The organism is Arthrobacter sp. N199823, from assembly GCF_002929705.1.
Taxonomy (GTDB): Bacteria; Actinomycetota; Actinomycetes; order Actinomycetales; family Micrococcaceae; genus Specibacter.
Genome location: NZ_PJIN01000011.1, coordinates 29,103 through 52,732 on the forward strand (window position 1 = coordinate 29,103; position 23,630 = coordinate 52,732).

23 protein-coding genes are annotated in these 23,630 nt (G+C 55.5%); 11 read left to right on the forward strand and 12 right to left on the reverse strand.

Features of this window, described 5'->3' with window-relative positions:
* Window positions 1-288: 288 nt before the first annotated feature.
* The 5 genes from CXQ93_RS17430 to dnaA all read right to left on the reverse strand — a co-directional run bounded on the left by CXQ93_RS17430 (window position 289) and on the right by dnaA (window position 6,109).
* Complete coding sequence (locus CXQ93_RS17430; protein ID WP_373418232.1) at window positions 289-759, reverse strand: DUF721 domain-containing protein; 471 nt, start codon at window positions 757-759, stop codon at window positions 289-291.
* 119 nt (window positions 760-878) lie between these two features.
* Window positions 879-2,135, reverse strand: coding sequence for a DNA replication/repair protein RecF (gene recF, locus CXQ93_RS17435; RefSeq protein ID WP_104111692.1), 1,257 nt, complete (start codon window positions 2,133-2,135; stop codon window positions 879-881).
* An 11-nt stretch (window positions 2,136-2,146) separates the two neighbouring features.
* Complete coding sequence (gene gnd, locus CXQ93_RS17440) at window positions 2,147-3,043, reverse strand: phosphogluconate dehydrogenase (NAD(+)-dependent, decarboxylating) (protein WP_104111693.1); 897 nt, start codon at window positions 3,041-3,043, stop codon at window positions 2,147-2,149.
* 46 nt (window positions 3,044-3,089) lie between these two features.
* On the reverse strand, window positions 3,090-4,214 hold the full coding sequence (gene dnaN, locus CXQ93_RS17445) for a DNA polymerase III subunit beta (protein ID WP_062286119.1): 1,125 nt from the start codon (window positions 4,212-4,214) through the stop codon (window positions 3,090-3,092).
* Between the two features lie 458 nt (window positions 4,215-4,672).
* Window positions 4,673-6,109 (reverse strand): chromosomal replication initiator protein DnaA, encoded by a 1,437-nt coding sequence (gene dnaA, locus CXQ93_RS17450; protein ID WP_104111694.1) that lies wholly within the window; start codon window positions 6,107-6,109, stop codon window positions 4,673-4,675.
* Between the two features lie 566 nt (window positions 6,110-6,675).
* Here dnaA and rpmH point away from each other — a divergent pair.
* The 8 genes from rpmH to CXQ93_RS17490 all read left to right on the forward strand — a co-directional run bounded on the left by rpmH (window position 6,676) and on the right by CXQ93_RS17490 (window position 12,154).
* Window positions 6,676-6,813, forward strand: coding sequence for a 50S ribosomal protein L34 (gene rpmH / locus CXQ93_RS17455; protein ID WP_011776797.1), 138 nt, complete (start codon window positions 6,676-6,678; stop codon window positions 6,811-6,813).
* A gap of 54 nt (window positions 6,814-6,867) precedes the next feature.
* Window positions 6,868-7,269, forward strand: coding sequence for a ribonuclease P protein component (rnpA, locus tag CXQ93_RS17460; RefSeq protein WP_082633995.1), 402 nt, complete (start codon window positions 6,868-6,870; stop codon window positions 7,267-7,269).
* Window positions 7,270-7,350: 81 nt separating this feature from the next.
* On the forward strand, window positions 7,351-7,686 hold the full coding sequence (yidD, locus tag CXQ93_RS17465) for a membrane protein insertion efficiency factor YidD (RefSeq protein WP_308470638.1): 336 nt from the start codon (window positions 7,351-7,353) through the stop codon (window positions 7,684-7,686).
* Between the two features lie 18 nt (window positions 7,687-7,704).
* Window positions 7,705-8,670: a membrane protein insertase YidC gene (gene yidC, locus CXQ93_RS17470; RefSeq protein ID WP_104111696.1), complete on the forward strand. Its 966-nt coding sequence runs from the start codon at window positions 7,705-7,707 to the stop codon at window positions 8,668-8,670.
* Window positions 8,670-9,197 carry a R3H domain-containing nucleic acid-binding protein gene (locus tag CXQ93_RS17475; protein ID WP_104111697.1) on the forward strand — a complete coding sequence of 176 codons (528 nt, stop codon included), beginning with the start codon at window positions 8,670-8,672 and terminating at the stop codon, window positions 9,195-9,197. Before yidC ends, CXQ93_RS17475 begins: the two co-directional genes overlap by 1 nt.
* A gap of 85 nt (window positions 9,198-9,282) precedes the next feature.
* Window positions 9,283-9,921 carry a 16S rRNA (guanine(527)-N(7))-methyltransferase RsmG gene (gene rsmG / locus CXQ93_RS17480; protein WP_104111698.1) on the forward strand — a complete coding sequence of 213 codons (639 nt, stop codon included), beginning with the start codon at window positions 9,283-9,285 and terminating at the stop codon, window positions 9,919-9,921.
* Window positions 9,922-9,995: 74 nt separating this feature from the next.
* On the forward strand, window positions 9,996-11,051 hold the full coding sequence (locus CXQ93_RS17485) for a ParA family protein (protein ID WP_308470636.1): 1,056 nt from the start codon (window positions 9,996-9,998) through the stop codon (window positions 11,049-11,051).
* A gap of 89 nt (window positions 11,052-11,140) precedes the next feature.
* Window positions 11,141-12,154, forward strand: a complete 1,014-nt coding sequence (locus CXQ93_RS17490) for a ParB/RepB/Spo0J family partition protein (protein WP_104111699.1) — start codon at window positions 11,141-11,143, stop codon at window positions 12,152-12,154.
* A 409-nt stretch (window positions 12,155-12,563) separates the two neighbouring features.
* On the opposite strand, the gene CXQ93_RS17495 is transcribed toward CXQ93_RS17490, so the two are convergent.
* Entirely contained in the window at window positions 12,564-13,010 is a 447-nt protein-coding gene (locus CXQ93_RS17495) for a hypothetical protein (RefSeq protein ID WP_104111700.1), read from the reverse strand.
* Between the two features lie 583 nt (window positions 13,011-13,593).
* On the opposite strand from CXQ93_RS17495, the gene CXQ93_RS21165 reads away from it, so the two are divergent.
* The 3 genes from CXQ93_RS21165 (at window position 13,594) to CXQ93_RS17505 (ending at window position 18,086) form a co-directional block, all read left to right on the forward strand.
* Window positions 13,594-13,716, forward strand: coding sequence for a hypothetical protein (locus CXQ93_RS21165; protein ID WP_258069093.1), 123 nt, complete (start codon window positions 13,594-13,596; stop codon window positions 13,714-13,716).
* Between the two features lie 387 nt (window positions 13,717-14,103).
* Window positions 14,104-15,483, forward strand: coding sequence for a 3' terminal RNA ribose 2'-O-methyltransferase Hen1 (locus CXQ93_RS17500; RefSeq protein WP_104111747.1), 1,380 nt, complete (start codon window positions 14,104-14,106; stop codon window positions 15,481-15,483).
* A gap of 2 nt (window positions 15,484-15,485) precedes the next feature.
* Window positions 15,486-18,086, forward strand: coding sequence for a polynucleotide kinase-phosphatase (locus CXQ93_RS17505; RefSeq protein ID WP_104111748.1), 2,601 nt, complete (start codon window positions 15,486-15,488; stop codon window positions 18,084-18,086).
* A 121-nt stretch (window positions 18,087-18,207) separates the two neighbouring features.
* Here CXQ93_RS17505 and CXQ93_RS17510 read toward each other — a convergent pair whose 3' ends face one another.
* The 6 genes from CXQ93_RS17510 to CXQ93_RS17535 all read right to left on the reverse strand — a co-directional run bounded on the left by CXQ93_RS17510 (window position 18,208) and on the right by CXQ93_RS17535 (window position 23,548).
* Window positions 18,208-18,618: a hypothetical protein gene (locus CXQ93_RS17510; protein WP_104111701.1), complete on the reverse strand. Its 411-nt coding sequence runs from the start codon at window positions 18,616-18,618 to the stop codon at window positions 18,208-18,210.
* Window positions 18,608-19,009 (reverse strand): HNH endonuclease, encoded by a 402-nt coding sequence (locus tag CXQ93_RS20430; RefSeq protein WP_146073250.1) that lies wholly within the window; start codon window positions 19,007-19,009, stop codon window positions 18,608-18,610. Before CXQ93_RS20430 ends, CXQ93_RS17510 begins: the two co-directional genes overlap by 11 nt.
* A 628-nt stretch (window positions 19,010-19,637) precedes the next feature.
* Entirely contained in the window at window positions 19,638-20,393 is a 756-nt protein-coding gene (locus CXQ93_RS21295; protein ID WP_219817381.1) for a DUF222 domain-containing protein, read from the reverse strand.
* A 293-nt stretch (window positions 20,394-20,686) separates the two neighbouring features.
* Window positions 20,687-21,013 (reverse strand): thioredoxin, encoded by a 327-nt coding sequence (gene trxA, locus CXQ93_RS17525; protein ID WP_062286148.1) that lies wholly within the window; start codon window positions 21,011-21,013, stop codon window positions 20,687-20,689.
* 16 nt (window positions 21,014-21,029) lie between these two features.
* The gene (gene trxB / locus CXQ93_RS17530) at window positions 21,030-21,986 is read right to left on the reverse strand and encodes a thioredoxin-disulfide reductase (protein ID WP_104111749.1); all 957 of its coding nucleotides are present in this window, start codon (window positions 21,984-21,986) and stop codon (window positions 21,030-21,032) included.
* Window positions 21,987-22,114: 128 nt separating this feature from the next.
* Window positions 22,115-23,548, reverse strand: a complete 1,434-nt coding sequence (locus CXQ93_RS17535; RefSeq protein WP_104111704.1) for a hypothetical protein — start codon at window positions 23,546-23,548, stop codon at window positions 22,115-22,117.
* Window positions 23,549-23,630: the final 82 nt, after the last annotated feature.

Below are 23,630 nucleotides of genomic sequence, written 5' to 3' on the forward strand. Positions count from 1 at the left end.
TTGCCAACATCGGGGACGGGCAGACTGGCGTCGCCCGTGCTTTGATCTCGTTGAAGGCAGATAAATACCGCTCCCAACGAAAACCTGAAACCTTATCACAGCGCCGCGGAGAGACGGTTATAGTGCGATTCTACCTTGTAACGGACCCATATGACGTCTCAACCTGCCCTGAAAGCCGAGAAAACCGGCTTAGAACGCAATTGTTTGGCGTTCTTTAAGGGGATGTACGCCCGTTGGGGTTTGAAACGCCCTACAGCGCCTTGATCAGTTTTCCCACTCCAGCGTTCTCTACCCGTAGGTATCTCTAGGACCACGACCCTTGACATGTCGAAAACCCTTGCGCCAACTAGGGGCTGAAGGTCCCAAAACCATAATTTTAGTGACAACGCCCTGTCCCAGATCCTGATCAAATTTTGCCAACAGTGAAGAGGAGAGAAGCCGCAACTGTGTTGCCCAGCTCGTGGAGTCACATCTAACGTGCAAGGTTGTGGCCTCAAAACTCTCCGGCCGACAGTGCCCCGCAATTTCTGGACCCACCAGAGCATCCCACTGGGCCATCACGGAGCCAACTGCCAGCGGAGAACTCCATCCTCGATCGGAGACAAGCCGGCTGACCACATTCCCCAAACCCTGAGGATCCCTTCCTCCACCGTATTTGGCGTCCATGAAGGGTTTGCGTTTACTTTTTGGTGTGGATTTCTCACCGAGACGATTCCTTGAAATCCGCAGTTCCCCGCGACTCTTCGCTATGGTCCGCATTCGGTTCAGCGCAGCCTGAGCAGCATCGACTTCAGTGGCATGGTCCTGAGCGGCTGCTTCTCGGCTGCCTTTTTTCCCTGTTGGATCGTTTGCAGAAAATCCCGCAGACGGCTCATTCATCACAAAATCACGCCGCCGGGAATGACCTTGACTGTGGACCCGGACAATTCTTCGGGGATGTCTTCGCCCACCGCCGCCGTCACCAAAACCTGCTCGGCAACTGCCACCATGAGCGCCAACTTCCGGCGCCGGTGGGCATCCAATTCAGCAAAAACATCATCAAGAATCAGAATCGGCTGATTTCCTGCCACATGCTTATCTTCATCCAACACATGGAACGACGCCAAGCGCAGCGCCAAAGCAATTGACCAGGATTCCCCATGCGAGGCATAGCCACGTGCAGGCGCATTACCCAACAACAAATCCAGTTCATCGCGATGGGGACCCACCAGCGACATGCCCCGTTCCAGTTCACGGGTTCTGGAGGCAACCAACTCCTCCCGGTACCTTTGTGCCAATTCCTCAACTGAATACAAAGAGAGATCTTCCCCATCGGGCACCTCCGGGAGAGCACCGCCGGAAGGTTCCCCGAACGCGTCGGAGGAAACGGCGTCGTGCATATCTCGATAAGCAGGTTCCGGATCAGCTGCTGGGACTTGCTGATCAATACTGCTGCGGTAAAGTGCCCGCAAAACCTTGGATCCATCGGTGAGCTGAGCATAAGCCTCCGCCAAATGCGGGCGCAGCCTATTGAGTAGTTCCAGTCTTGCCTCGAGTAGCTTAGCGGCCGCAACCGCCATATGTTGATCCCACACATCCAGAGTTGCCAGATGTGATTCGGAAACTCCTGACCGGGAAAAATGCTGGGATCGTGCGGATTTCAGCAGGGCGTTGCGCTGCTTCAGTACCTTGTCATAGTCGCTGCGGGTACCCACATGCTTGGGCAGTAGGACCACCAAGAGGTCGTCCAAAAAACGGCGACGATTGCCAGGATCGCCCTTGACTAGCGCCAAATCTTCAGGAGCAAAGAGTACCGTCCGGCAAAGGCCCAAAATCTCACGCGCCCGCACCGGATTGGCCCGATTGATGCGCGCCCGGTTGGCACGAGTCGCGTTGATTTCAACCTCGACCATAACCTTCTGCTCGCCCCGCACCAACTGTGCGCGAATCAGTGCCACCTCGGTACCAAAACGCAACAACGGCCCATCCTGGCTCACCCGGTGAGATGAGAGCGTAGCCAAATAGCCAATCGCTTCCACCAGATTGGTTTTGCCAAGACCATTGGAGCCAACAAGAACCGTGACACCAGGCGCCAACGTCAGATCAACTTGTGCGTAACTGCGGAAATCGGTCAGTGAAAGATGTTCAAGATACATGGAAAGCGGAGTTATTCAGTGCTGGGACTGGCTGGTTTTGTTGCATGACCGCCAAACTGGTGGCGCAGTGCGGAAACCATTTTCATGGCTGGGGAGTTGTCTTCACGGGAAGAGAACCTGGCAAAAAGTGCAGCAGTGATGGCCGGAGCCGGCACTGCATTTGCGATGGCTTCTTCCACTGTCCAACGACCTTCACCGGAATCTTCTACATAATCGTCAATGGTTTCCAGCCCCGGATCTTCGTCCAGCGCCTTGACCATCAAATCCAACAGCCAGGAGCGCACTACTGTGCCTTTTTGCCAAGCGCGGAACGTACCCGGCAGGTCCGCAATGATGTCCTTCTTTGCCAGAAGTTCATAGCCTTCCGCGTAGGCCTGCATCAGCCCATACTCGATGCCGTTGTGAACCATCTTGGCGTAGTGACCTGCACCAATTCCACCCACATGGACAAAGCTGTCTGCCCGTTCACCTTCAGGACGAAGAACGTCCAAAACCGGCAGTGCCCGCTGAACGTCTTCGGCGGATCCTCCGGCCATGAGGCCGTAGCCGTTTTCTAGTCCCCAGACACCTCCGGAAACGCCAACATCCATGAAGGAAATACCCTTGGAGGCAAGCATTTCACCGTGCTTCTGATCCTCTGTAAACCGAGAGTTCCCACCATCAACGAGCAGATCTCCGGGTTCCAGCAGCTCGGAGAGATCTGTGATGACAGATTCAGTGATGGCACCTGAAGGGACCATCACCCAAATCAGCCGAGGTGCCGGAACATGGGCAATAAGCTCTGCCAAGGAGGCCACATCCGTGACCTCGGGATTGCGATCATAACCAGTTACTTCAATGTCTGCTGCACGCAGGCGGGCTCTCATGTTGAAGCCCATCTTTCCTAGTCCAACAAGTCCAATATGCACGTTTTTCTCTTTTCCGTGTTTTGGTGGGGATTGGCAGCAGCTGAGATTACTGGGAAGGCAGCCTTACTGGCATGACCAAGTAGCGGTACTCGTCGCGACGTTCGCCATCGATCTCATCCTGGGCATTGATCATGGCCGGCTTGGGTGCGGAGGTGAACGAGAAACGAACGTACTTGCTATCGAATGCACTGAGGCCTTCGCTCAAGTAATGCGGGTTGAAGGCAACCGTGATTTCATCGCCGACCAGGGCCGCTTCCAAGTTCTCTGAAGCCTGAGCATCTTCGCCGGTACCGGCATCCAAGGTGAGTTGTCCGTCGGTAAAAATCAAACGAACCGGGGTGTTCCGCTCTGCAACAAGCGAAACTCGGCGGACGGCCTCTGCCAACGCATGTGTTTCCACAGTCGCGTAGATCGGGGTGCTGTCAGGGAAGAGCGAACGGATCTTGGGGTAGTCACCATCAACCAACAATGAGGTGGTTCGGCGTCCGCCACTTTCAAAACCAATGAGTTCACTGTTGTCTGAGAGGGCAATGTTGATGTTCCCTGAGCTGCCGAGTGTCTTGGCGACTTCGCTGAGCGTCTTCGCCTTGATCAAAGCTGCTGCGGAAATGTTCGGAGTGGAAGGATTCCAGCGAACTTCACGCAGAGCTAGCCGGTACCTGTCGGTTGCCAGGAGAGTGATCAGATCACCCTCGATTTCCATCTTCACACCGGTAAGGACCGGCAGGGTGTCATCCTTGCTCGAAGCAATGATCACCTGAGAAACGGCCTGAGCAAAAGCTTCACCGTCAACCGTTCCACTAACTTCTGGCAGAGCTGGAAGTTCCGGATAATCGCTGACCGGCATGGTGGCGAGGTGAAAACGGCTGCTTCGGCAGGTCAAAGTGACTTTATTGCCGTCGGTCTCAACATCAACAGGAGCGGCAGGAAGGCTACGGCAGATATCAGCCAGCAACCGTCCGGAAACCAGAATGGTGCCCTCTTCGGAGATGTCTGCAGGGATTTGCAGACGTGCTGAGATTTCGTAGTCAAAACTGGCCAGGCTCAGGGTTCCTGCTTCAGCTTTCAGTAACAGTCCAGAGAGGACGGGGACAGGAGGCCTGGGGGACAAGGATCGTGCGGCCCAGCTGACTGCTTCAGTCAGAACATCCCGTTCGACTCGGAACTTCACGGAAGGGTGCCGCCTTTCAAGGTTTACAAAATTTGGAGAGTGCTTTCGGAGCCGTCCTGGAACGAAGCGGCACCGTTGTTTTGAATTACATGCTTTGAGACAGCTTAGCCCCTTGGCCAGCTCATTTGGGCATTGGTCCTTGCCCTGTGTGGGCCGGTTTAGGGCAAAAGGTAAATGTTGTTTGAAACGAAAGATTCTTGTAGTTCGTAGTGTTAATAAGTCCTGTGGATACTGTGGATAACTGGCTCTCGGCACGTGGTCTAGCTGATGTTGGCTGTGCACAGTCTGTGAGGCTGCCCCGCTTTGAGCTGTGGGGAACGGTGGAGAACTTTTTTGTCACTTTTAATGATCCACAGGTTGCGGTGGAGTTATCCGCAGGTAGGGGACAGTTGTACCCCGGTAATCCACAGGCTTATCCACACCTGTTAATTTCTCAGATTTTTTCCCCGCTTCGCGGGTCATCCCTCGCGTTGTTGCTGTTTGATCTTGTTAGTCAGCTCAGTGACTTGGTTGTAGATGGCACGGCGCTCGGCCATCAACTCGCGGATCTTCCTGTCAGCGTGGATCACTGTGGTGTGGTCCCGGCCGCCGAATTCCTGCCCAATTTTCGGCAACGACATATCTGTCAGCTCACGGCAGAGGTACATAGCAATCTGGCGGGCTGTAACAAGGGTCCTGGTCCGGGACTTGCTGCACAACTCCTCCAGCGAGATATTGAAGTAGGCGGCTGTCTGGCCAAGGATCGCTGTCGAGGTGATTTCCTGAGCGCCGTCGTCAGTGATCAGATCCTTCAGGACCAGCTCGGCCAAGCCCACATCCACCGGCTGTCGGTTCAAGCTGGCAAATGCCGTGACACGAATGAGCGCGCCTTCAAGTTCCCGGATATTCGTTGAGATCTTAGAGGCAATGTATTCCAGCGCATCGTCAGGAGCTGAGAGTCCTTCGCCAATGGCCTTCTTGCGCAAAATAGCGATGCGAGTCTCAAGTTCTGGTGGCTGGACGTCAGTGAGCAAGCCCCACTCAAAACGTGAACGCATGCGCTCTTCGAAACCTTGCAGACGCTTGGGAGGCAAGTCAGAGGTAATGACTACCTGCTTGTTGTGGTTGTGCAAGGCATTGAACGTATGGAAAAACTCTTCTTGGGTGGCGTCCTTGTTGGCCAAAAACTGAATGTCATCAATCAAGAGGATGTCCACGTTGCGGTACAGCTGCTTGAAGCTGGCACCTTCGTCATCACGAATGGAGTTGATGAAGTCATTGGTAAATTCCTCGGAATTTACGTAACGGACCCGGATACCGGTGTACAGACGCCGCGCATAGTGGCCGATGGCATGCAGCAGGTGGGTCTTACCCAGGCCCGAATCACCGTAAATAAACAGCGGATTGTAGGCCTTTGCCGGTGCTTCAGCCACGGCAACAGCCGCTGCGTGTGCAAAACGATTAGAGGCACCAATCACAAAGGAGTCAAAGACGTACTTGGGATTGAGCCGACCAAACTCCTGCGATGTGCTGGGCAACATTGGAGAAGGCCTGGAATTATGTTCAACCGGTTCGCTACGCGAAGTATTCTCAGCACGAACCGGAGCCTGAGTTGGGACAGGCTCTTCTTCCTTGGCCGGGGGTACCAAATCAGCATTGACGCTAAAGGCACAACTGATTTCCTCGGAAAAAACCTGAGACAGAGCATTGCTCAAGGCAGTGTGCAGCTGGTTTTGAAGTACCTCGCGGGTGAGTTCGTTGGGCACAGCAACCAACAAGGTATTGCCAATCAGTCCCTGAGGCTGGGTGAGAACCACAAAACCACGTTGACGGGGTGAAACCCGTTCGTCCTGTTCAAGAATCCGAATGACTCGCCGCCAGGAACTGCCTACGTCGTTGATGTCCTCAGTGCTCATGGACCTTTCCATCCTTACTGCCGGCCGTTGGGCCAGAAATCTCTTAATTCACACACACATTGCGCGTGACGTCTGTTACACACATCAAAGGAAAATTTTGACCTGCGCAGATGCTCCAAAACGAAGTAATCCACAGAGTTATCCACATCGGTGGATAACTTGCCACGGGCCTAGCCTAGAGGATGGATACGCTAGAAGATAGCTAAGAAAAGTGCTTGTGGATAAATATCACAGCGGTGTAGTCTTCAGCGTCTCATCCACAGAAGTTGTCCACCTAGTTATGCACAGCTGTGGATGAACCCGTGGATGGGCCGTTTTGGGCCTCCCGGAGCCAATCTGAGGTCGAATCGACGCATTTGAGGTGGCGGGTCCAATGCCCCGGTTTGACTGGCGGCCTTCCTGTGACCTAACGTTGTGAAGTCCCATGTGTCTGTTTTGCGCTTCGGCGTGCGCTTCTCTATAACGGAGGAGTGAATCGAGCAGGCATCCATTTACTTAGCGTCGACCCCTTTCTTACCTGTTAGCTACGGGCAAGGCGCATCTTTGATTGTCTTGGAGTAACTACCGTGAGCAAGCGGACTTTTCAGCCGAACAACCGCCGTCGTGCCAAGAAGCACGGCTTCCGCCTTCGTATGCGCACCCGCGCCGGCCGCGCCATTCTGGCCGCCCGCCGTGGCAAGGGTCGCGTAGAGCTGTCGGCCTAAACAATAACTGCTTGACGATTCGTCGAGCCTTAGTGAAGTAGCGGTTGATCGCAGGTGCTAGCCACCAAGAATAGAATGCGGACTTCCGCCAACTTCTCAAATACTGTACGTTCCGGCGTCCGAAATGGACGCCGGAACGTAGTGTTATATATGGTGTCCACTTCTGACGCTGAGCCCAGCCAAATTGGGTTCATCGTGGCGAAGACTGTGGGGAACGCTGTGACCCGCAATCTCGTTAAAAGGAGACTGAGGGAAATTGTTGTTGAGACAATTAAGGCGTATCCGCAGGGAGTCAATGTAGTAGTGCGGGCTTTGCCCGTGTCCGCGCAGGCTTCCTTCAGTGACCTAGTCATGGACTATCGAAAAGCATTTTCCACTGCCTCGACCCGTTTACGGGAGAAGGCGGCGGGCTCTTCGCCATTAATTTCAACACCCACAGTTGACAAGGCACCATGAGTCGAAAGGAGAAGATGCTTTGTGACCCGTTCACAAACTCGAAGCGGCGTGCCCAGGTGGCTAGCCGCCGTCGTGCGCTTCGTGTGGCATGTTCCCCGAAATATTCTTATAATCGTTTTGAAATTATACCGGCGCGCCATCTCACCCATTTATGGGCAGGTGTGCCGGTTTTTTCCGTCATGTTCGGCCTATGCCTTGGAAGCTGTGACTGTTCACGGCGCCGTCAAAGGTACGTGGTTTTCGCTGAGGCGGATCGTACGGTGTCACCCTTGGAATGCGGGCGGGTTGGACCCGGTTCCTTCGCCTGCGGTCGTAGACTGGGACGACCCAGCCACGGTGCCCATGATTGTCCAGCTGAACCACCCGGATGTATTTCTGGCCAAGCAACAGGAAACGCAAAGTCGCAACGCGGCTTGAGGAGATAGATAAAGAACTATGGGCTTCTTCGAAACAATTCTGTTCCCCTTCAAATGGGTCGTCTCATGGATCATGGTCGCGTTCCATGACGGGCTGACGTTCCTAGGCATGGATGGCGCCTCAGGCGTTACCTGGACACTGGCGATCATTGGCCTGGTGTTGGTTATTCGCGCTGCATTGATTCCTGTCTTTGTGAAGCAGATCAAGGCCCAGCGCGGTATGCAGGCACTGCAGCCGGATATGAAGAAGCTGCAGGCTAAGTACAAGGGTAAGACCGACCAGCTGTCCCGTCAGGCCATGGGCCAGGAACAGATGGCACTGTACAAGGAGCACGGCACCAACCCGTTCTCCGCATGCTTGCCCATGCTGATCCAGATGCCCTTCTTCTTCTCCCTGTTCCAGGTGCTTTCCGGTGTGGCCAAGGCCAATGCCGAGAGCAAGGGCATCGGGGCCATGACCCACGACCAGGTGGTTCAGTTCGACGAGGCCACCATCTTCGGTGCACGCCTTTCCGACGCCCTGCTGCCTTCCTTCCAGGGTGGCAACCTGACGCCTGCCATCGCAATACTCTCGATTGTCATGATCCTGGCCATGATCGCGTCGCAGTTCATCACGCAGAAGCAGATCATGTCCAAGAACATGTCTGAAGAGGCCATGCAGGGCCCGTTCATGAAGCAGCAGAAGATGATGCTCTATGTACTGCCGCTTGTCTTCGGTATTGGTGGCATCAACTTCCCCATCGGTGTTCTCATCTACTGGACCACCACCAACCTGTGGACCATGGGTCAGCAGTTCTTCGTTATCCGCCGTATGCCCACCCCCGGGTCACCCGCGTACAAGGAATACCAGAAGCGTCGCGAGGCCAAGGGCCTGCCTCTGCTGGGTGTCTCGAAGAAGAAGGTTGAAGCGGAAGTCGTTGAGGAGACTCCTGAGCTCAAGGGCCAGCGGAACCAGCCACAACGCAAAAACAGGAAGAAGAAATAATGCCTGAAGAAACGCAGCTTGTCCCTGAGGAAGCAACCGCTCCGGTGGAGACCGGAGCCAGTCGAGTGGAAGAGGAAGGCGACATTGCTGCCGACTACCTCGAAGAGCTTCTGGACATCGCCGATATCGATGGTGATATCGACATTGAGGTTCGCAACGGCCGCACTTACATCTCCATCGTTGCTGATGAAGAGGGCGATTCTCTGGCTAGCCTTGTAGGACAGGACGGCGAAGTTCTTGACGCATTGCAGGAACTGACGCGTCTGAGTGTCCTTTCTGCCACGGAAAATAGGTCCCGGCTGGTCCTGGATATCTCGGGATACCGAGGCCGCCGGAACATTGAGTTGGCCAAGATTGCCCAGGATGCGGCAGATTTGATCAAGGATGGTCAGGAGTCAGTGGCGCTGGATCCCATGGGGGCATATGAGCGCAAGATTGTGCACGACGCCATTGCCGAACTGGGTCTGGAATCCGAATCCGAGGGCGAAGGCCCTCGCCGCCACATTGTGGTGAGCGCTGCGGAGTAAGCAGCATTTTTTCAAGAGTTACTAAACGGTCCCGGCCGCTGCCTCAGGGGAGCAGCCGGGACCTAAATTTTATAAGGACACAATAGTGGTGGAACTTACGGCACAAGAAGCAGTTGCAGCTGAGCGCATTTTCGGCGGTCAGTTGGACCTTGCCAAGCGCTATGTTGAGCACTTGGCAACATCGGGCATTGAGCGCGGGCTGATCGGTCCTCGAGAAGTACCCCGCCTGTGGAGCCGGCACGTCCTCAACTGTGCCGTTGTAGCTGAGTTGATTGACGACGGCGCAAAGGTCGCCGATGTGGGCAGCGGAGCTGGCCTCCCGGGCCTCTGCCTGGCCATCGCTCGTCCCGATCTATACCTAACACTCATTGAGCCGTTGGAGCGACGCGTGGTCTGGCTCGAAGAGGTAGTCATGGACTTAGGTCTTTCCAATGTTGAGATCATCCGTTCGCGTGCAGAGGCTGCAATTGGAAAAGTCGAATGCACAGTTGTCACCGCGCGGGCTGTCTCTGCCCTGAAGACGTTGGCTCCCTTGACGATTCCGCTTTTGGGGGGCCAGGGTGAGCTTTTGGCAATCAAGGGCCGCAGCGCCGAAGAGGAGATTGCCACAGCAGGTAAGACGATCAGGAATTTGGGTGGCTACGAAACATCAATCGTGATTGCCGGCCAGGATGTCCTGGAAGAACCCACAACGGTGGTTCGTGTGAAGGTCAAGCGCCGCTGATTCCCACGCCAGTGGGTTGGAACCGATAGGCTAGAGGTTGGCAAACATCGCCACAGGAAAGTGAGAGTGTCAGCGTGACCAGTAGCGAAGCAGCTTCGCAACGGATCCCTCCGTTCATGACATTGGGGTCGGCACGTTCTAATGCCTCAAATCAATCTAATTCGATTGATAAACGCTCACACAGCGTCAATTCAACTGTTTCACGTGAAACAAAGGCGGATGCATTGAGTCCAATGGATGATGCCTTCGATGACAATAGCCCTATTGCCAGCCAGCTGGTCAGTGAGACCAGGCGACGTGAGCGGCTGCTAGGACGGAAACTTCCCCGCCCGGTAGCGACGCGTATCCTGACTGTTGCCAATCAAAAGGGTGGAGTGGGCAAGACCACAACCACCGTCAATATTGCCGCAGCCCTAGCGTCAGCGGGTCTGCAAGTGCTCGTGATCGACAACGACCCACAAGGTAACGCTTCCACGGCGCTGGGCGTCCCGCATCATGCCGATGTTGACAGTATCTATGATGTCCTCATCAATGACGTCCCCATGGCCGATGTGGTGGCACAGTGCCCTGACATTGCCAATTTGTACTGCGCGCCAGCAACTATCCACCTTGCCGGCGCGGAGATTGAATTGGTCTCCCTGGTTGCCCGTGAACAGCGGCTGCGTCGAGCCATTGACGAGTATGTGAAATTCCGCGCCAAGAATGGTGAGGCACGACTTGATTTCATATTTATCGACTGCCCGCCAAGCCTTGGACTACTGACAGTCAATGCGTTCTGTGCAGCCAATGAGGTCATGATCCCCATCCAGTGTGAGTACTATGCACTGGAAGGTTTGAGCCAGCTCCTGAAGAACATTGAAATGATCCAGAAGCACTTGAATTCAGATTTGGTGGTCTCCACTATTCTGCTGACGATGTATGACGGACGCACCAATCTGGCCGCCCACGTAGCGGCAGATGTGCGTGAGCACTTTCCCGAGCAGGTTCTACAAGCCATGATTCCGCGTTCCGTTCGAATCTCCGAGGCTCCCAGCTACCAGCAGACAGTCATGACCTACGATCCCTCTTCGACTGGGGCGTTGTCATATCTCGAGGCAGCTGCTGAACTGGCCGAACGGTCCACGGTTTAAAACGATTGTTCAGCTAGAATCGTTGCAATTCACTATGAAATTCATCAGAAACCACACAACTCGGGTTTCATTCAACGGAGGATGTCTCAATGACTGACAAGCGCAGGGGTCTTGGCCGTGGATTAGGAGCCCTGATCCCGAACTCTTCTGGCGATGAGACAGGGTCTTCACAGCCCACACGCCCCGTGGACCTGTTCTTCCCGGAGCCTAAGAGTCGTAAAACAGCGACAACTCCCAGCAGGGCAACGAAGAAACCTGCTGTTGCTGAGCAGCCAGAACTTGTGGAAGTTCCAGGCGCAACATTTATGGAGTTGCCGGTAGGCGAGATCCATCCCAACCGTAAGCAGCCACGTTCTGTCTTTGATGAAGACGATATGGCTGAACTTGTTCATTCAGTCCGTGAAATTGGTGTTCTGCAGCCCATCGTGGTCCGTAAATCCACGGAACAGGGTGATCAGCCTTACGAATTGGTCATGGGTGAGCGTCGTTGGCGAGCAAGTCAGGCCGCTGGTTTGGCGACGATCCCTGTCATTGTCAGGGAAACTACCGATGACAATCTGCTCCGTGACGCGTTGCTCGAGAACTTGCACCGCAGCCAGCTCAATCCTCTCGAAGAAGCGGCTGCTTACCAGCAGTTGCTGGAGGATTTCGGCACCACTCACGAACAGTTGGCGGACCGAATTGGCCGCTCAAGGCCTCAGGTTTCTAATACTCTGCGGTTATTGAAGCTTCCTCCGGTGGTTCAGCGTCGGGTGGCAGCCGGAGTCTTATCAGCCGGTCACGCACGCGCATTGCTGGCATTGCCTGATGCGGTGGCCATGGAGAACCTTGCGCAGAAGATCGTGGCTGAGGGGATGTCCGTCAGGGCCACGGAGGAGGCTGTTCAGCTTCACCATGCTCCGCTTGACGGCAAGAAGGCGACTGGAAAGAATCCGAGCCCACGTCATGAACGCCTGGATTTCCTGGCCACGTCACTGGCTGACAGGCTCGACACGAATGTCAAGATTTCTTTGGGCGCTCGTAAGGGAAAGGTCAGTATCGAGTTTGCATCTGTCGAAGACCTCAACCGCATCATGGATGTTTTGAGCCCTGGCGGTAGTTAGTAGCTTTAATGAGAGCGGCGGTGTTTCACGTGAAACACCGCCGCTCTCGCGTTTAAGGCGGTTCTCCTGGATTGATCCTAAGGATTCATTTTTTGAGGCGCACTGCCGCGAGATGGCCTTCGAGTGCATCGCAATTCGTCGGACTCATTAGAGTTGAGTGATGTTTCACGTGAAACGCGAAACGTCAGTAAAGCCGTCGTGCGTGAGCGGTGTCAAGACATGCCGGGGGAATCGCGACAAGCTTGCCGCGCAGTTTTTCTCGTGGAGTCATTTGATGATGCCCGCAGGGGTGGCTGGTTCATTGGGCCTTGCTTGCTGTTGTCAGTGGCAGCAGTTCGCTGGCGACGCCTTGGACCAAGTGTTGGAAGACTGCCGCAGTCACGGGACTGTTCCTTGTGGCCCATTTCGTCTAGACGGTGCTCTTCAAGTTCCCAATGTCCGTTAGGACTCGTTGGTATGGGATGGCCGGCAGCTCATACGTCACGATGGTCTTGGCTCGCGAACGGATCTTCTTGAGGATTCTGCGCTGGGGGTTGAAGTGGTTCGTCAGCGGGCGTTGAAGCTCCCAGTTGATGAATTCGCTGGCATTGTCACTCTCGAGGAAATGGATCGAACACAGCAAGGCCTCGGTCGCGTCCCTGGTGGCTTCGAACATGTATCTCTGGGCTTTGCTCATCATCGGCAGCGACTCGGTCCACCCCGTGGCAGTGTCAGTGACATCAAGGGTGAAGCAGAAGCCTTCCGTGTAATGCCCGCATTGTGGCCGGGCACGACGTGGCCTCAAAAAGCTCAGTGCCAAGGCCAGCCGCAGTGCCTTGCACGCGTGGCAGCGATGCCAGTGCGAGTCAATGTGCACAACTTATCCAAAATGGCCCTCTTGGCGTCCCTATCAGGACGGGCGTACCGGAGGTCGGTGGTCTCAGTGAGTGCTCTACGCTGACTCATCGAATCCTCCACGGCTCATCGTCCTGCCAGCAGCTGTCAGCGTGGCAGACGCGCCGGAGACGGCTTTGGCTGTTTGCGGGGTTTCACTTGACGAGCCCTCTTGCGGTTGCACGCACTCTCGGGTGAAATAATGAATTCTGCGTGTGGGACTTGTGGGTACCGAATCACCTAATGATGCAATAGAGCCCACCTGCTATGGTTCCTAAGGTAAAGGGGGAGTCTAGTGGCCGCGCGGGAGCTGATGGGAGCCGCCTTGGAGGCGATCTTAGAGCCTCAGTAGGGGCTGCGTGGCATCCCTGGCGGGAATGCCTGCCGTGACGCCTCAGGGACGCCCTGATGGCTGCCGCCGGACTTCATGGCATCTGAGGGCGACCTCTATGGGCCTTAGCCGCGTAGGAGGACACGAAGTGTGTGGTTTCGTCAATTCGCAGGATTGCCCTTTGCAGGCTAGCGGCACCTGCGTGTGCCGATGTGGGGACACGCAGACTCGTTGAATGCAGAACCCGGAAATGACACCGCAACCCGTCAATGACATGGCGCGGCTCTGCATGTCTGATCGTGCCAGGATCCAGCTGGACCTGGGGACTGTTTCCCTCATGCAGCTCAGGGGAGAGTGATGCGCGGCTCCTCGGGTTTCGCTAGGGGGCGGTCTTGGGTCACCAGCCTTAGGTCCCGAGTCCGAGGTAGATAGCACCTCTCGGGCTTCTACTTTCAGGGACTCTGTCAGTGCAGCTAACGGTGGTTTCACGTGAAACGGACCGTCCTGCCGTTCGGTGTCGTGGTGCCTTGAGTAGCTCGCCCGTCGGGCGTCCGCGGAAGCGCAGGGATGCTGGCCGGCTTAGATGCTGTCTGCAGCTAGTCACGCCACCCACCAACTGAATGTTTCACGTGGAACGGAGCATTGTCAGTGAGGATAGCTACTAGTCCGACGTCCCTGTAATGAACTGCGCCAAGGATTGCGTAGATGTAGGGTGAGTCGAACAACGCAACTACTTGGGGGTAACTTGCTCGTCACGATTACTTACACCGGTCCGAACGCGAGCGATCTGGGCTATCTGCTCCACAAAAACCCCGGTAAAGTTCAGCCCTTCGAGCTCAACGTGGGGGTAGCCACCGTCTTCTACCCCGAGGTCACAGCCGAACGGTGTACGGCAGCGCTACTTCTGGAAGTAGACGCGATTGACTTGGTGCGCAACAAACACATTCGCATGGGAACGCGGGACTCGTTAGATCACTACATTAATGACAGGCCATATGTGTCCTCGTCTCTCATGTCCGTTGCCTTGGGGAAGGTTTTCAGCACCGCCATGAGTGGACGATGCAACGAGCGTCCTGAACTCGCCGCTAGCCCTCTGGAGTTGGTCATTCAACTCTCATCCGTTCCTGTCATGGGTGCGCCAGGGTTCGCCACGAGTCTCTTTGAGCCGCTTGGATGGAACGTCAATGAAGTACCTATCCCTTACGACTCAAAATTTCCCACCTGGGGGGACTCCTCATACGTGAAAATCACGTTGACCGGCACGATGCTGCTCAACGATGCACTACGACAGATATATCTACTGTTGCCCGTCATGGAGGATGCCAAACACTATTGGGTCTCCGATGCTGAAGTTGGGAAACTCATGCGGGCCGGTGCTGGCTGGTTGGAGACGCATCCGCAGCGGGCAATGATCATTCAACGATATCTGGCGCATCAGAGGAACATGACTGAAAAAGTAGCTTTTCATGACGAAGAAGACGGAAGTGACACCGGTGACGCTGCCCAGTTGGTACCGGCAAGGAAAGCCCTGCGTAGTCTGAGGCTCGAGGCTGTCCTGACGGCACTCCATGAGCTTGGTACCAGAAGAGTTGTTGACATGGGCTGTGGCGAAGGTGCCTTGTTGCAGAAGCTATTCTCCGACCCAACGTTCTCCTCGATTGTTGGTACTGATGTATCGCCGCACATGCTCAACAGGGCCGAAGAACGGCTAAGGTTACGCGAGCTTAGCGATAGGCAAAGGGAACGAGTACGTCTGCTGCAGTCCTCTGCCACTTATCTGGATGACAGATTGAGGGACTATGACGCAGTTGTCCTCATGGAAGTAGTGGAACACATTGAGCCAGAGCGACTAGCTGCATTGGAGAGTTCTGTTTTCGGGTACGCAAAACCAAAGGCCGTCGTGGTGACCACACCCAATGCCGAGTTTAACTCCTTGTACCCACAGCTTCCGTCAGGTTCCTTCCGGCACCCAGACCACAGATTTGAATGGAGCCGAGCCGAATTCGATCAATGGATAGTGAGCATAGCTTCAACTTACGGTTATAGGGCTGAACGTCGAAGCATCGGAGATGCTGATGAGCTCCTTGGTGCACCAACACAGATGGCAATCTTTAAGAGGGCATGATTATGAGTGAATTAGCAATCCCGGAGCTCTGCCTAGTGGTGTTGATCGGACCAAGCGGCTCCGGAAAATCCACATTTGCAGCCAATAACTTTGGAACATTCGAAACGCTTAGCAGTGACTTCTTCCGGGGGATGGTCTCCAATGACATGAATGACCAAGGTGCAACCAAGGCAGCATTTGAATCACTGAATTTCGTCGCTGGCAAGCGTCTCGATGCAGGGCTCCTGACCGTGATAGATGCTACAAGCGTCCAAGCGGATGCGCGGCGACAATTGGTGGCACTGGCCAAGGCCCACGACGTGCTGCCTGTGGCCATAGTTCTTGATGTGCCCTTGTCTGTCAGTCTTGAACGCAACGACAGTAGAACCGACCGAACCTTGGATCACCACATCATCAAGCGCCAGCACGAACAATTGCGACGTTCACTAAAAGGCCTTGGTAGAGAGGGCTTCAGGAAGATTCATACTTTGGAATCTGTCGAGGCCACGGAGAAGGCTAGTATTCGCCGGGAACCGCTGCTCAACGATTTCCGGTTTGATGAGGGACCCTTCGACGTCATCGGAGATGTCCATGGGTGTTTAAGCGAACTGTGCACGCTCCTAGAGAAGTTGGGCTACCGACTCACTCGAGATGGACAGGGGCGAGTACTTGGCGCAGAGCATCCCCAGAGACGGAAAGCGATCTTCGTTGGAGACCTCGTAGATAGGGGACCTGATAGCCCAAGTGTCCTCCGGCTGGTCATGGGAATGGTGGCGCAGGGAAATGCGAGAGCGGTTCCCGGGAACCATGAGGACAAGCTCGTTAAGGCCTTGGACGGGAAGAAGGTTCAAACGTCCCATGGCCTAGCACAGACTCTGGCTCAATTGGCTACAGAGCCTGAAGAGTTCAGGCTCGAGGTCAAGAACTTCTGCCGTGGATTGGTTTCGCACTTGGTCTTGGACCAAGGACGATTGGTGGTGGCACATGCAGGCATGATCGAGGCCTATCAGGGGCGAGCTTCAGCGCGAGTCAGAGCCTTCGCTCTGTATGGGGACACTACGGGAGAAACTGACGAGTATGGACTTCCTGTCCGGTATGCCTGGGCCAATGACTACAGAGGCGAGGCTGCTGTTCTCTATGGACACACCCCGACACTGGAAGCTGAGTGGGTCAACGGGACTATGTGCTTGGATACCGGGTGCGTCTTTGGCGGGAAGCTAACTGCGTTGCGTTATCCCGAAAGGGAAGTTGTACAGGTGCCTGCCGAGAAGATGTGGTTCCCACCCGCCAAGCCACTGACTCCTGCACACGCTGCGAAGCAATCTGGCTCTGTGCCTCCTGGGGGAGGCGCTGCCCAGGATCCCGGTGAGCGTACCGACGGCATGCTCAAGATGAGTGACATTCTTGGAAAGCAGACGATCCAAACCAGCATCCATGGACGCGTCAGCATTCGACAAGAGCAAGCAGCCGGCGCACTTGAGGTCATGAGCCGTTGGGCGACGGATCCACGCTGGATGCCATATTTGCCACCCACCATGAGCCCGGTAGCTACATCGAAACTACCTGACCATCTGGAGCATCCAGCTGAGGCCTTTGAGTCGTACAACAAGGTTGGGGTTGAGGCTGTCATCTGCGAAGAGAAGCACATGGGTTCCCGGGCCGTGGTGCTGCTAACTCGCAATCCAGTGAAATTCGATGCACTTCCTGGGTGGCGCGGCACCGTGTACACGAGGACAGGTAGACCATTCTTTGAACAGAAGACAACTGATGAGTTTCTGAGCCGAATCGATGCCGCGGTGGAAGAGGCTGGTCTCTGGGAGGAGCTGGCAACTGACTGGATCTTGTTGGACGCAGAACTTCTTCCATGGTCATTCAAAGCGGACGATATGATACGTGGCCAGTACGCCGCTGTGGGTGCCAGCGCCACCAGCGGTCTGGATGACGCCGTAGTAGCCCTAGAGCAGGCACTTGATTCTGGCGCTGACGTTGCTGCGCTACTCCGTAGAATTCGATCCCGTCAAGAGAATGCGGCTGCCTACATCGCTGCTTATCAAAACTACACCGCACCCACCATTGGACCGGAAGGCGTACAACTTGCTCCTTTTCAAGTGTTGGCATCTGAAGGGGCGGTACATTCTGGGCGGGACCACACGTGGCATCTTGATCTGGTGGACAAGCTCGTGAAGGCTGACCCGGTACTTATCCGTCCGACCCGACACATCGTGATCAGCACGGGCAGCAAGGATTCCACCTCTGCAGGAGTGAAGTGGTGGCAGGAACTGACAGCTGATGGTGGTGAGGGGATGGTAGTGAAACCGCTGAAGAACCTTGCGCTTAGGTCTGGAAAATCTCGCGGCGGCAAAGATCTTGTGCAACCTGGTATTAAGGTTCGGGGACGCGAGTACCTGCGCATGGTCTACGGTCCTGACTACACGGACCCCCATAACCTGATGAGACTGAAAGACAGAAACCTAGCCCTGAAAAGATCACTGGCGCTACGAGAGTATGCGCTGGGCATCGAGGCATTGGATCGGTTGGTTGCTGGTGAGCCCCTATGGAGAGTTCATCAGGCAGTCTTTGGGGTGTTGGCGCTGGAGTCAGATCGTGTTGACCCTCGGCTTTGATGACCAGAATCTAAGATTGATGACCGGATGTTCCACGTGAAACATGAACGAACGAATCGATGTGCTGATGGGGGATAACGTACCAGGGAAGCCCTGCGGGGATCGAGCGGAGGGTCTGGTGCTAGTGTTCCCCTAGATCATCCGAGGTATGTTCAAGTAGATAGTTTTCAACCGCAATCTGCGTGATAATCTCTTCATCCTCATCGCTGGTGAACATGCCAGCGGGTGGCTCTAGAAAGTTGTCATCATCCCACTGTTCCACCGACTCGGAGCTGACATGGCGCGGTGCTGTGGCGCTATCCATCTCTAGATGAGACTGCATGTACTGAATCCAAAAACAACGCTCGATGAATTTGCGCAGCCACTTGGTGTAGACGGGTGGTTGCCTGTCACTGGGTTTGGGCGGCCAGTACCTGCCAGATGGCGGGATCCAGGCAATGCTGTTGTCCGTCATGGCAGGTGTCCAGCTCAGCACCTTCACGGCGCTGCGTCCGGGTGACTGATCGCTGCGATACTGGCCGTCACGAGTCATCTTGTCCTTGAAGTGCTTGAGGAGGTGGTGGCGTCGGCATTAGTGAATAGAGGTTGCCGACGTTGGTCCGCCCGCCACTGACAAACCTCATGATGTGGTCCACATCGGAGGAACAAGCCCTGGCATTGCTGCCAGGGAACTGGCAGTATTCAGCGCGAATACGCAGCATGGTCCGCATGGCCTGAGTGACCCTGTAATGCTGCGGAGCGCTGTCCAGTGGCTGGTTGGTGATGGGATCCACCAGTATCCGGTAGATGCTTGAGGATTCGGACATCGGATTCACAGCAACTTCCATGCTGAAAGGTCCGGAGCCTTCCAGCCAAACAGGCTCATTGGTGGCACCCAGCATGGGGTACCTAGGAACTAGGAGCACATGAGTCACTTGTGGCATGGGTGGCCACGCAGGGTCTGTTCCGTTCGCTTCAGGCCCAGTGGCCCCTTTGGAAGGTGGGGCCGAGGTGAAGTGTGGCGGACTAGCAGCTGGATGCCAGTCGGGATGGTTCCGAATATCAGGGTCTTTGAACCAAGAATCTTGGTAGTTCGGATCGTCAAAGACAGAGATTTCTTCTGCCGACAGGCGGTACCAGCCCTGATCAGTGTCTGGAATTGGGCCATCATGAGCGGGTGGGGACTCTGCATCGTTGCGCAAATTCTTTGGGTCGTTGCGCGTGCGGGCCAGCTCTGCCATTCCCGCCATCATCCGGCTGAACCTGCTGCCTTGAAGTTTTTGGCGACAAAGTATTGGTAGCTGCGTCAGCGTCCGGTCTTCATGGGGACCCTGTGCAGCTTGAGTTGTGAAGGTGCATTGATCCCAGAGTCCTTCGACTGTTGGAGCTGGCGCATACAAGTTGAGCCACGACATGCCATCGTGTCCTTGGGTGACTCGCAGGTAACGGCAGGCTGAGAATCGTCGGGTCCTGGCGGGGATGCTCTCGGGGTAGCTGCGTTCGCACAAGCGTCGCGTATTTTTCTCGGAAGCCGGGCAGCGTGGGCGTAGCTGCCTTGCCCGGAAGAGCCAGTTAGGGCCTGAATTGTCTCCACCGGTAGTCAGGTAGCACGTTGGTCTCATCGGTAATGATCGCTGTGTGGTCCCAAGCCAGCCAGCCGTCGCTCATAGCGGCCAACGTTGCGGGCGGGCGATTGACCAGCGTGGTGGCGTAGTCCATGGATCGATCAGCCATGCCCTCGGGGAGGTTGAGAATGCTAATAAGTCCTGCTCGTACCCTAGCCATATGTGGTCGATGCTGCCATGAACCTAGTGTCAATACATTTGCTTCGAAGCGTGTAGCAGCCTGTAAGTGATTGATGAGAACGACGGCTAAGGCGGCGCACTGGTTCTGATGCTTCCTTAAAGCGGCTGCTGCGTCGATGCACGTGTCCATCAGCAACCGTGCCGCTTCCAGCTGAGACTTCGACAGGGGATGGGTGTGATCTGTGGAGGCCAAAGGAAAGTGGGTAGGAGCTCCAGGAGAAGCAGCGCACGACGTTGCATCATCAAGACCAGACCCGTCATGGGACGTCCTGACGGGTGCCGAACGTTCGGGCTGTGCGGTGCCGGAATCAGTTTTTGGAGTATAGAAATCATCGGGAAAGTGAAACGGTGGGAGCGTTCGCATCGCGGTAACGTCAACACCGAACGATCCGATGGAGGGAAGGGCTAATACAGCAATCAGCTCCGCCACACTCAATGTGGTGGATGAGCCATTCCGAGCAACCGGGAAATTCGATGAACTGCCGCCGTCCTCCACAAGAGGGTTGGTCGCTGTGGAGAGCATAAATCCACGAGTGCCTATGAATGGCAGAAAGTTTCACGTGAAACTTCGCCATCATACAAAATGAGGCAACATTTAGGCCCATGAGGAGCCGAATTCGGGAAAGATGAAAGCACTTTTTGAGGCTTAGGATCAATCTGGGGAAAGGCTGTTCCGGGGGTCTGCGCAGGCTGAAAGCCGTCCTGGCCTGAAATCGGAATTGCCCTAAATCAGTTCAGGCTTAAAAGGGTAGGAGCCGGACAATGTCCGGCTCCTACCCTTTTAAGCTGTTTGCAAGAACTGCTGCAGACCAAGGCCTACTTTAGGAAATCTGCAAATTCCTTCTCGAAGTACTGCTTGGGGCGGGCGCCAATAACAGTTTCCTTGACCTCGCCACCTTGGAACATGTACACGGCGGGAATGGAAGTGATTCCGTACTTGGCGGCGATGGCGGGGTTCGCATCCACATCCACCTTCACAACTTCGACCTTATCCGAGTACTCAACGGACATTTCATCCAGAATGGGACCCAGCTTGCGGCAGGGGCCACACCATTCGGCCCAGAAGTCCACAATGACGGGCTTTTCTGAATTCAGTACTACATCTGCAAATGTTGCATCAGTTGCGCTCTTGGCGTTGCTCATTGGAATCTGCTTTCTCTTAGGAGTTCTGATCGGCCAGGTAGTGTTCTACGTCAAGCGCTGCAACACAACCTGAACCGGCAGCCGTGATGGCTTGGCGATACGTGGGGTCTACTACGTCTCCAGCGGCAAAGACGCCCTTGATGTTGGTCTTGGAGGTGCGACCCTCGACGGCGATGGTTCCGGCGGCAGTCAGGTCCAGGACACCCTTGACAAGGTCAACGCGAGGATCGTTGCCTATGGCAACGAAAATTCCAGTTACGGCCAATTCGCTCTGCTCGCCGGTGACGAGGTTGTTCAAGCGGGCACCTGTCACCTTGGAGTCGCCGTCAATGCCAACAACTTCCGAGTTCCAGATGAACGTGATCTTCGGGTGGTTCAAGGCGCGCTCAGCCATGATCTTGGACGCGCGCAGGGAATCGCGGCGGTGAACAACCGTGACGGAATCGGCAAACTTGGTCAGGAAGATGGCTTCTTCCATGGCGGAATCGCCGCCGCCGATAACGGCAATGTTCTGGCCCTTGAAGAAGAAACCGTCGCAAGTGGCACAGGAGCTAACGCCGTGACCGACCAAGCGCTTTTCACCTTCAACACCAAGCTCTCGGTAGGCCGAGCCCGTGGAGATGATGACGGCCCGAGCCTTGAATTCATGGCCATCGGCAAGGGTCACAGTCTTGATGGCACCTTCGAGCTCAACGGAAGTGACGTCGTCGTACATCACCTCGGTGCCGAACTTCTCAGCCTGCTGGCCGAGGTTTTCCATGAGGTCAGGTCCCATGATGCCATCAGGGAAGCCGGGGAAGTTCTCCACCTCGGTGGTGTTCATCAGCTCGCCTCCTGCAGTCACTGAACCGGCGATCATGAGCGGCTTGAGATCGGCTCGGGCAGTGTAAATCGCCGCCGTGTAGCCTGCCGGTCCGGAACCGACAATGATGACGTCGCGAATTTCGCTGGCGGGGGTAACTTCAGTGCTCACGGGTGAGTGTTCCTCTTCCTTCAATGAATGGAACCGCACCCTGGCGGCCCAATGGCTCCTTCGCTATCCACAACCGGTGCAGGGACACGGTTATTCCATGCACCGGTTGTGGAAGGCTCGAAAGCGGGTTACTTGATGCTAATTTCGGTGATTTTCAATCCGAAGGGGTAGGTGACGAACGGCTGCAGCCTGGGCAGTTCCGTGAAGTTGATGATCACGTACTTTGCGGTGGCACCGGGAGCTGCCGTGAGCGTGAATTCAGGGGCGCTGAATGAGCCGCTACCAATCTTCTTTGCGCCCTGCAGATCCGGCTTGCTGTTGGTCAGAATGTTGAACTGGCCACCCGTGCCGGCCAACTGGTTGATGGTTACTGAGCTGATGGTTGACTCAGCCTGCAATTCGACCACTAGGTTGATGCTGTCAGTCTGGTCTGCAAACGGGGCACTGGAGAACTCAACGGTAGGCCAATACGTGGCGATGTTGCCGTCGATGGCGTTCTTCAGGCGCGGGAAGAACGCCTCACCATAGTTCGGTGCACCCGGTGCATAGACAGTAATGTCAGTGAGATCCTTGATGACAGGGGCCACGACAACTGGCTTCGGAGCCTCTGTGGTGGGTGCCTCGGACTCCGCGGGCGGCGGCGCGGCCGTGGTGGTTACGCCAGCCTGTGTGTCCTGGTTTGGGAACAAGCCGGTGATGTGGGTAATAGCGAAAATGAGCGCACCAATGAGCAGGACGCTGACAATGGCACCTGTTAGCCAACGGCCGCTAACCCGAGGAGCGTTGCGCTCGTCATCTTCATCATCGTCTAAGAAATCGTCGCCCTGCTCGTAGTCATCGTCGGCCTCAAGCAGTTCCGCAGGGAAGGTGTTCGGTCGCCGCGATTCGACCAGGCTTTCCTCGTGGTCATCGTTGATGAAAGCGTAGTCATCCTCATCCCACAAAGTGACCTTAGCAACGGGTGGGACAGCTGCCGAGGCGGGAGGAACGACGGCGGCACCCGCCACCGCTGCTGCAGCCACTGCCGCTGTGGGAGCCACTGCGGGGGTTTCACGAGGGGGCGTGGCTGGTTGCTGCGAAACCGGCGGGACGCTCTGCTGTGAAACGCCGGGCAGAGGATGGCCAGGTGTCAGCGGAGAGTTGTCTTCGTAAACGTAGGCGTTTTTGATCGGGGCCGCGTCGCGGGCCTTGCCAAAAATTTCCGTGCCGAGGGTATCGGTGAAGAAGGGCTCCTGATAGACCTCTTTTGCTGGTTCCGTGGGAACCACCAGATCCAGCAGATCCGCCGGGGAGGTTCGGGCAGCAATCAGGTATGTGGCGTTGTCCTGTACCCCAAGGTCCAAAATGGAAACATTGGAGACCCTGGCACCGGTGGCAACTTCCCTGGCGCTCTGCGTCAGGGAAGGTGAATTCTCAACGGCAGCCACCAGGATACTGACGGGGCGGTTGAGGACCTGATCGAGGCCATCGAGGATAATATCGTTCTCGGCTGAGGCCAAGATGCGGCCGGTCACTTTGTAGCGGCCACCAAGGATGGAGCCCACATCAATAGGTTGTGGCACCAAATCCTCCTTATTACAAACACGGTGGCAAGTGCTAATTGAAAACACGAGCCATATTCTGACTGATTCTATCGGAAAACAC

Excerpts from the sequence above, each read along its gene's own strand:
- trxA (WP_062286148.1), bottom strand. The coding sequence starts at position 21,013 with ATGAGCAACGCCAAGAGCGCAACTGATGCAACATTTGCAGATGTAGTA.
- CXQ93_RS17430 (WP_373418232.1), bottom strand. The coding sequence starts at position 759 with ATGCGGACCATAGCGAAGAGTCGCGGGGAACTGCGGATTTCAAGGAAT.
- CXQ93_RS20430 (WP_146073250.1), bottom strand. The coding sequence starts at position 19,009 with ATGCCACAAGTGACTCATGTGCTCCTAGTTCCTAGGTACCCCATGCTG.
- recF (WP_104111692.1), bottom strand. The coding sequence starts at position 2,135 with ATGTATCTTGAACATCTTTCACTGACCGATTTCCGCAGTTACGCACAA.
- CXQ93_RS17490 (WP_104111699.1), top strand. The coding sequence starts at position 11,141 with ATGACTGACAAGCGCAGGGGTCTTGGCCGTGGATTAGGAGCCCTGATC.
- yidC (WP_104111696.1), top strand. The coding sequence starts at position 7,705 with ATGGGCTTCTTCGAAACAATTCTGTTCCCCTTCAAATGGGTCGTCTCA.
- CXQ93_RS21165 (WP_258069093.1), top strand. The coding sequence starts at position 13,594 with ATGCAGAACCCGGAAATGACACCGCAACCCGTCAATGACATGGCGCGG.
- dnaA (WP_104111694.1), bottom strand. The coding sequence starts at position 6,109 with ATGAGCACTGAGGACATCAACGACGTAGGCAGTTCCTGGCGGCGAGTC.
- CXQ93_RS17505 (WP_104111748.1), top strand. The coding sequence starts at position 15,486 with ATGAGTGAATTAGCAATCCCGGAGCTCTGCCTAGTGGTGTTGATCGGA.
- CXQ93_RS17510 (WP_104111701.1), bottom strand. The coding sequence starts at position 18,618 with ATGACTCGTGACGGCCAGTATCGCAGCGATCAGTCACCCGGACGCAGC.
- CXQ93_RS17475 (WP_104111697.1), top strand. The coding sequence starts at position 8,670 with ATGCCTGAAGAAACGCAGCTTGTCCCTGAGGAAGCAACCGCTCCGGTG.
- CXQ93_RS21295 (WP_219817381.1), bottom strand. The coding sequence starts at position 20,393 with ATGCTCTCCACAGCGACCAACCCTCTTGTGGAGGACGGCGGCAGTTCA.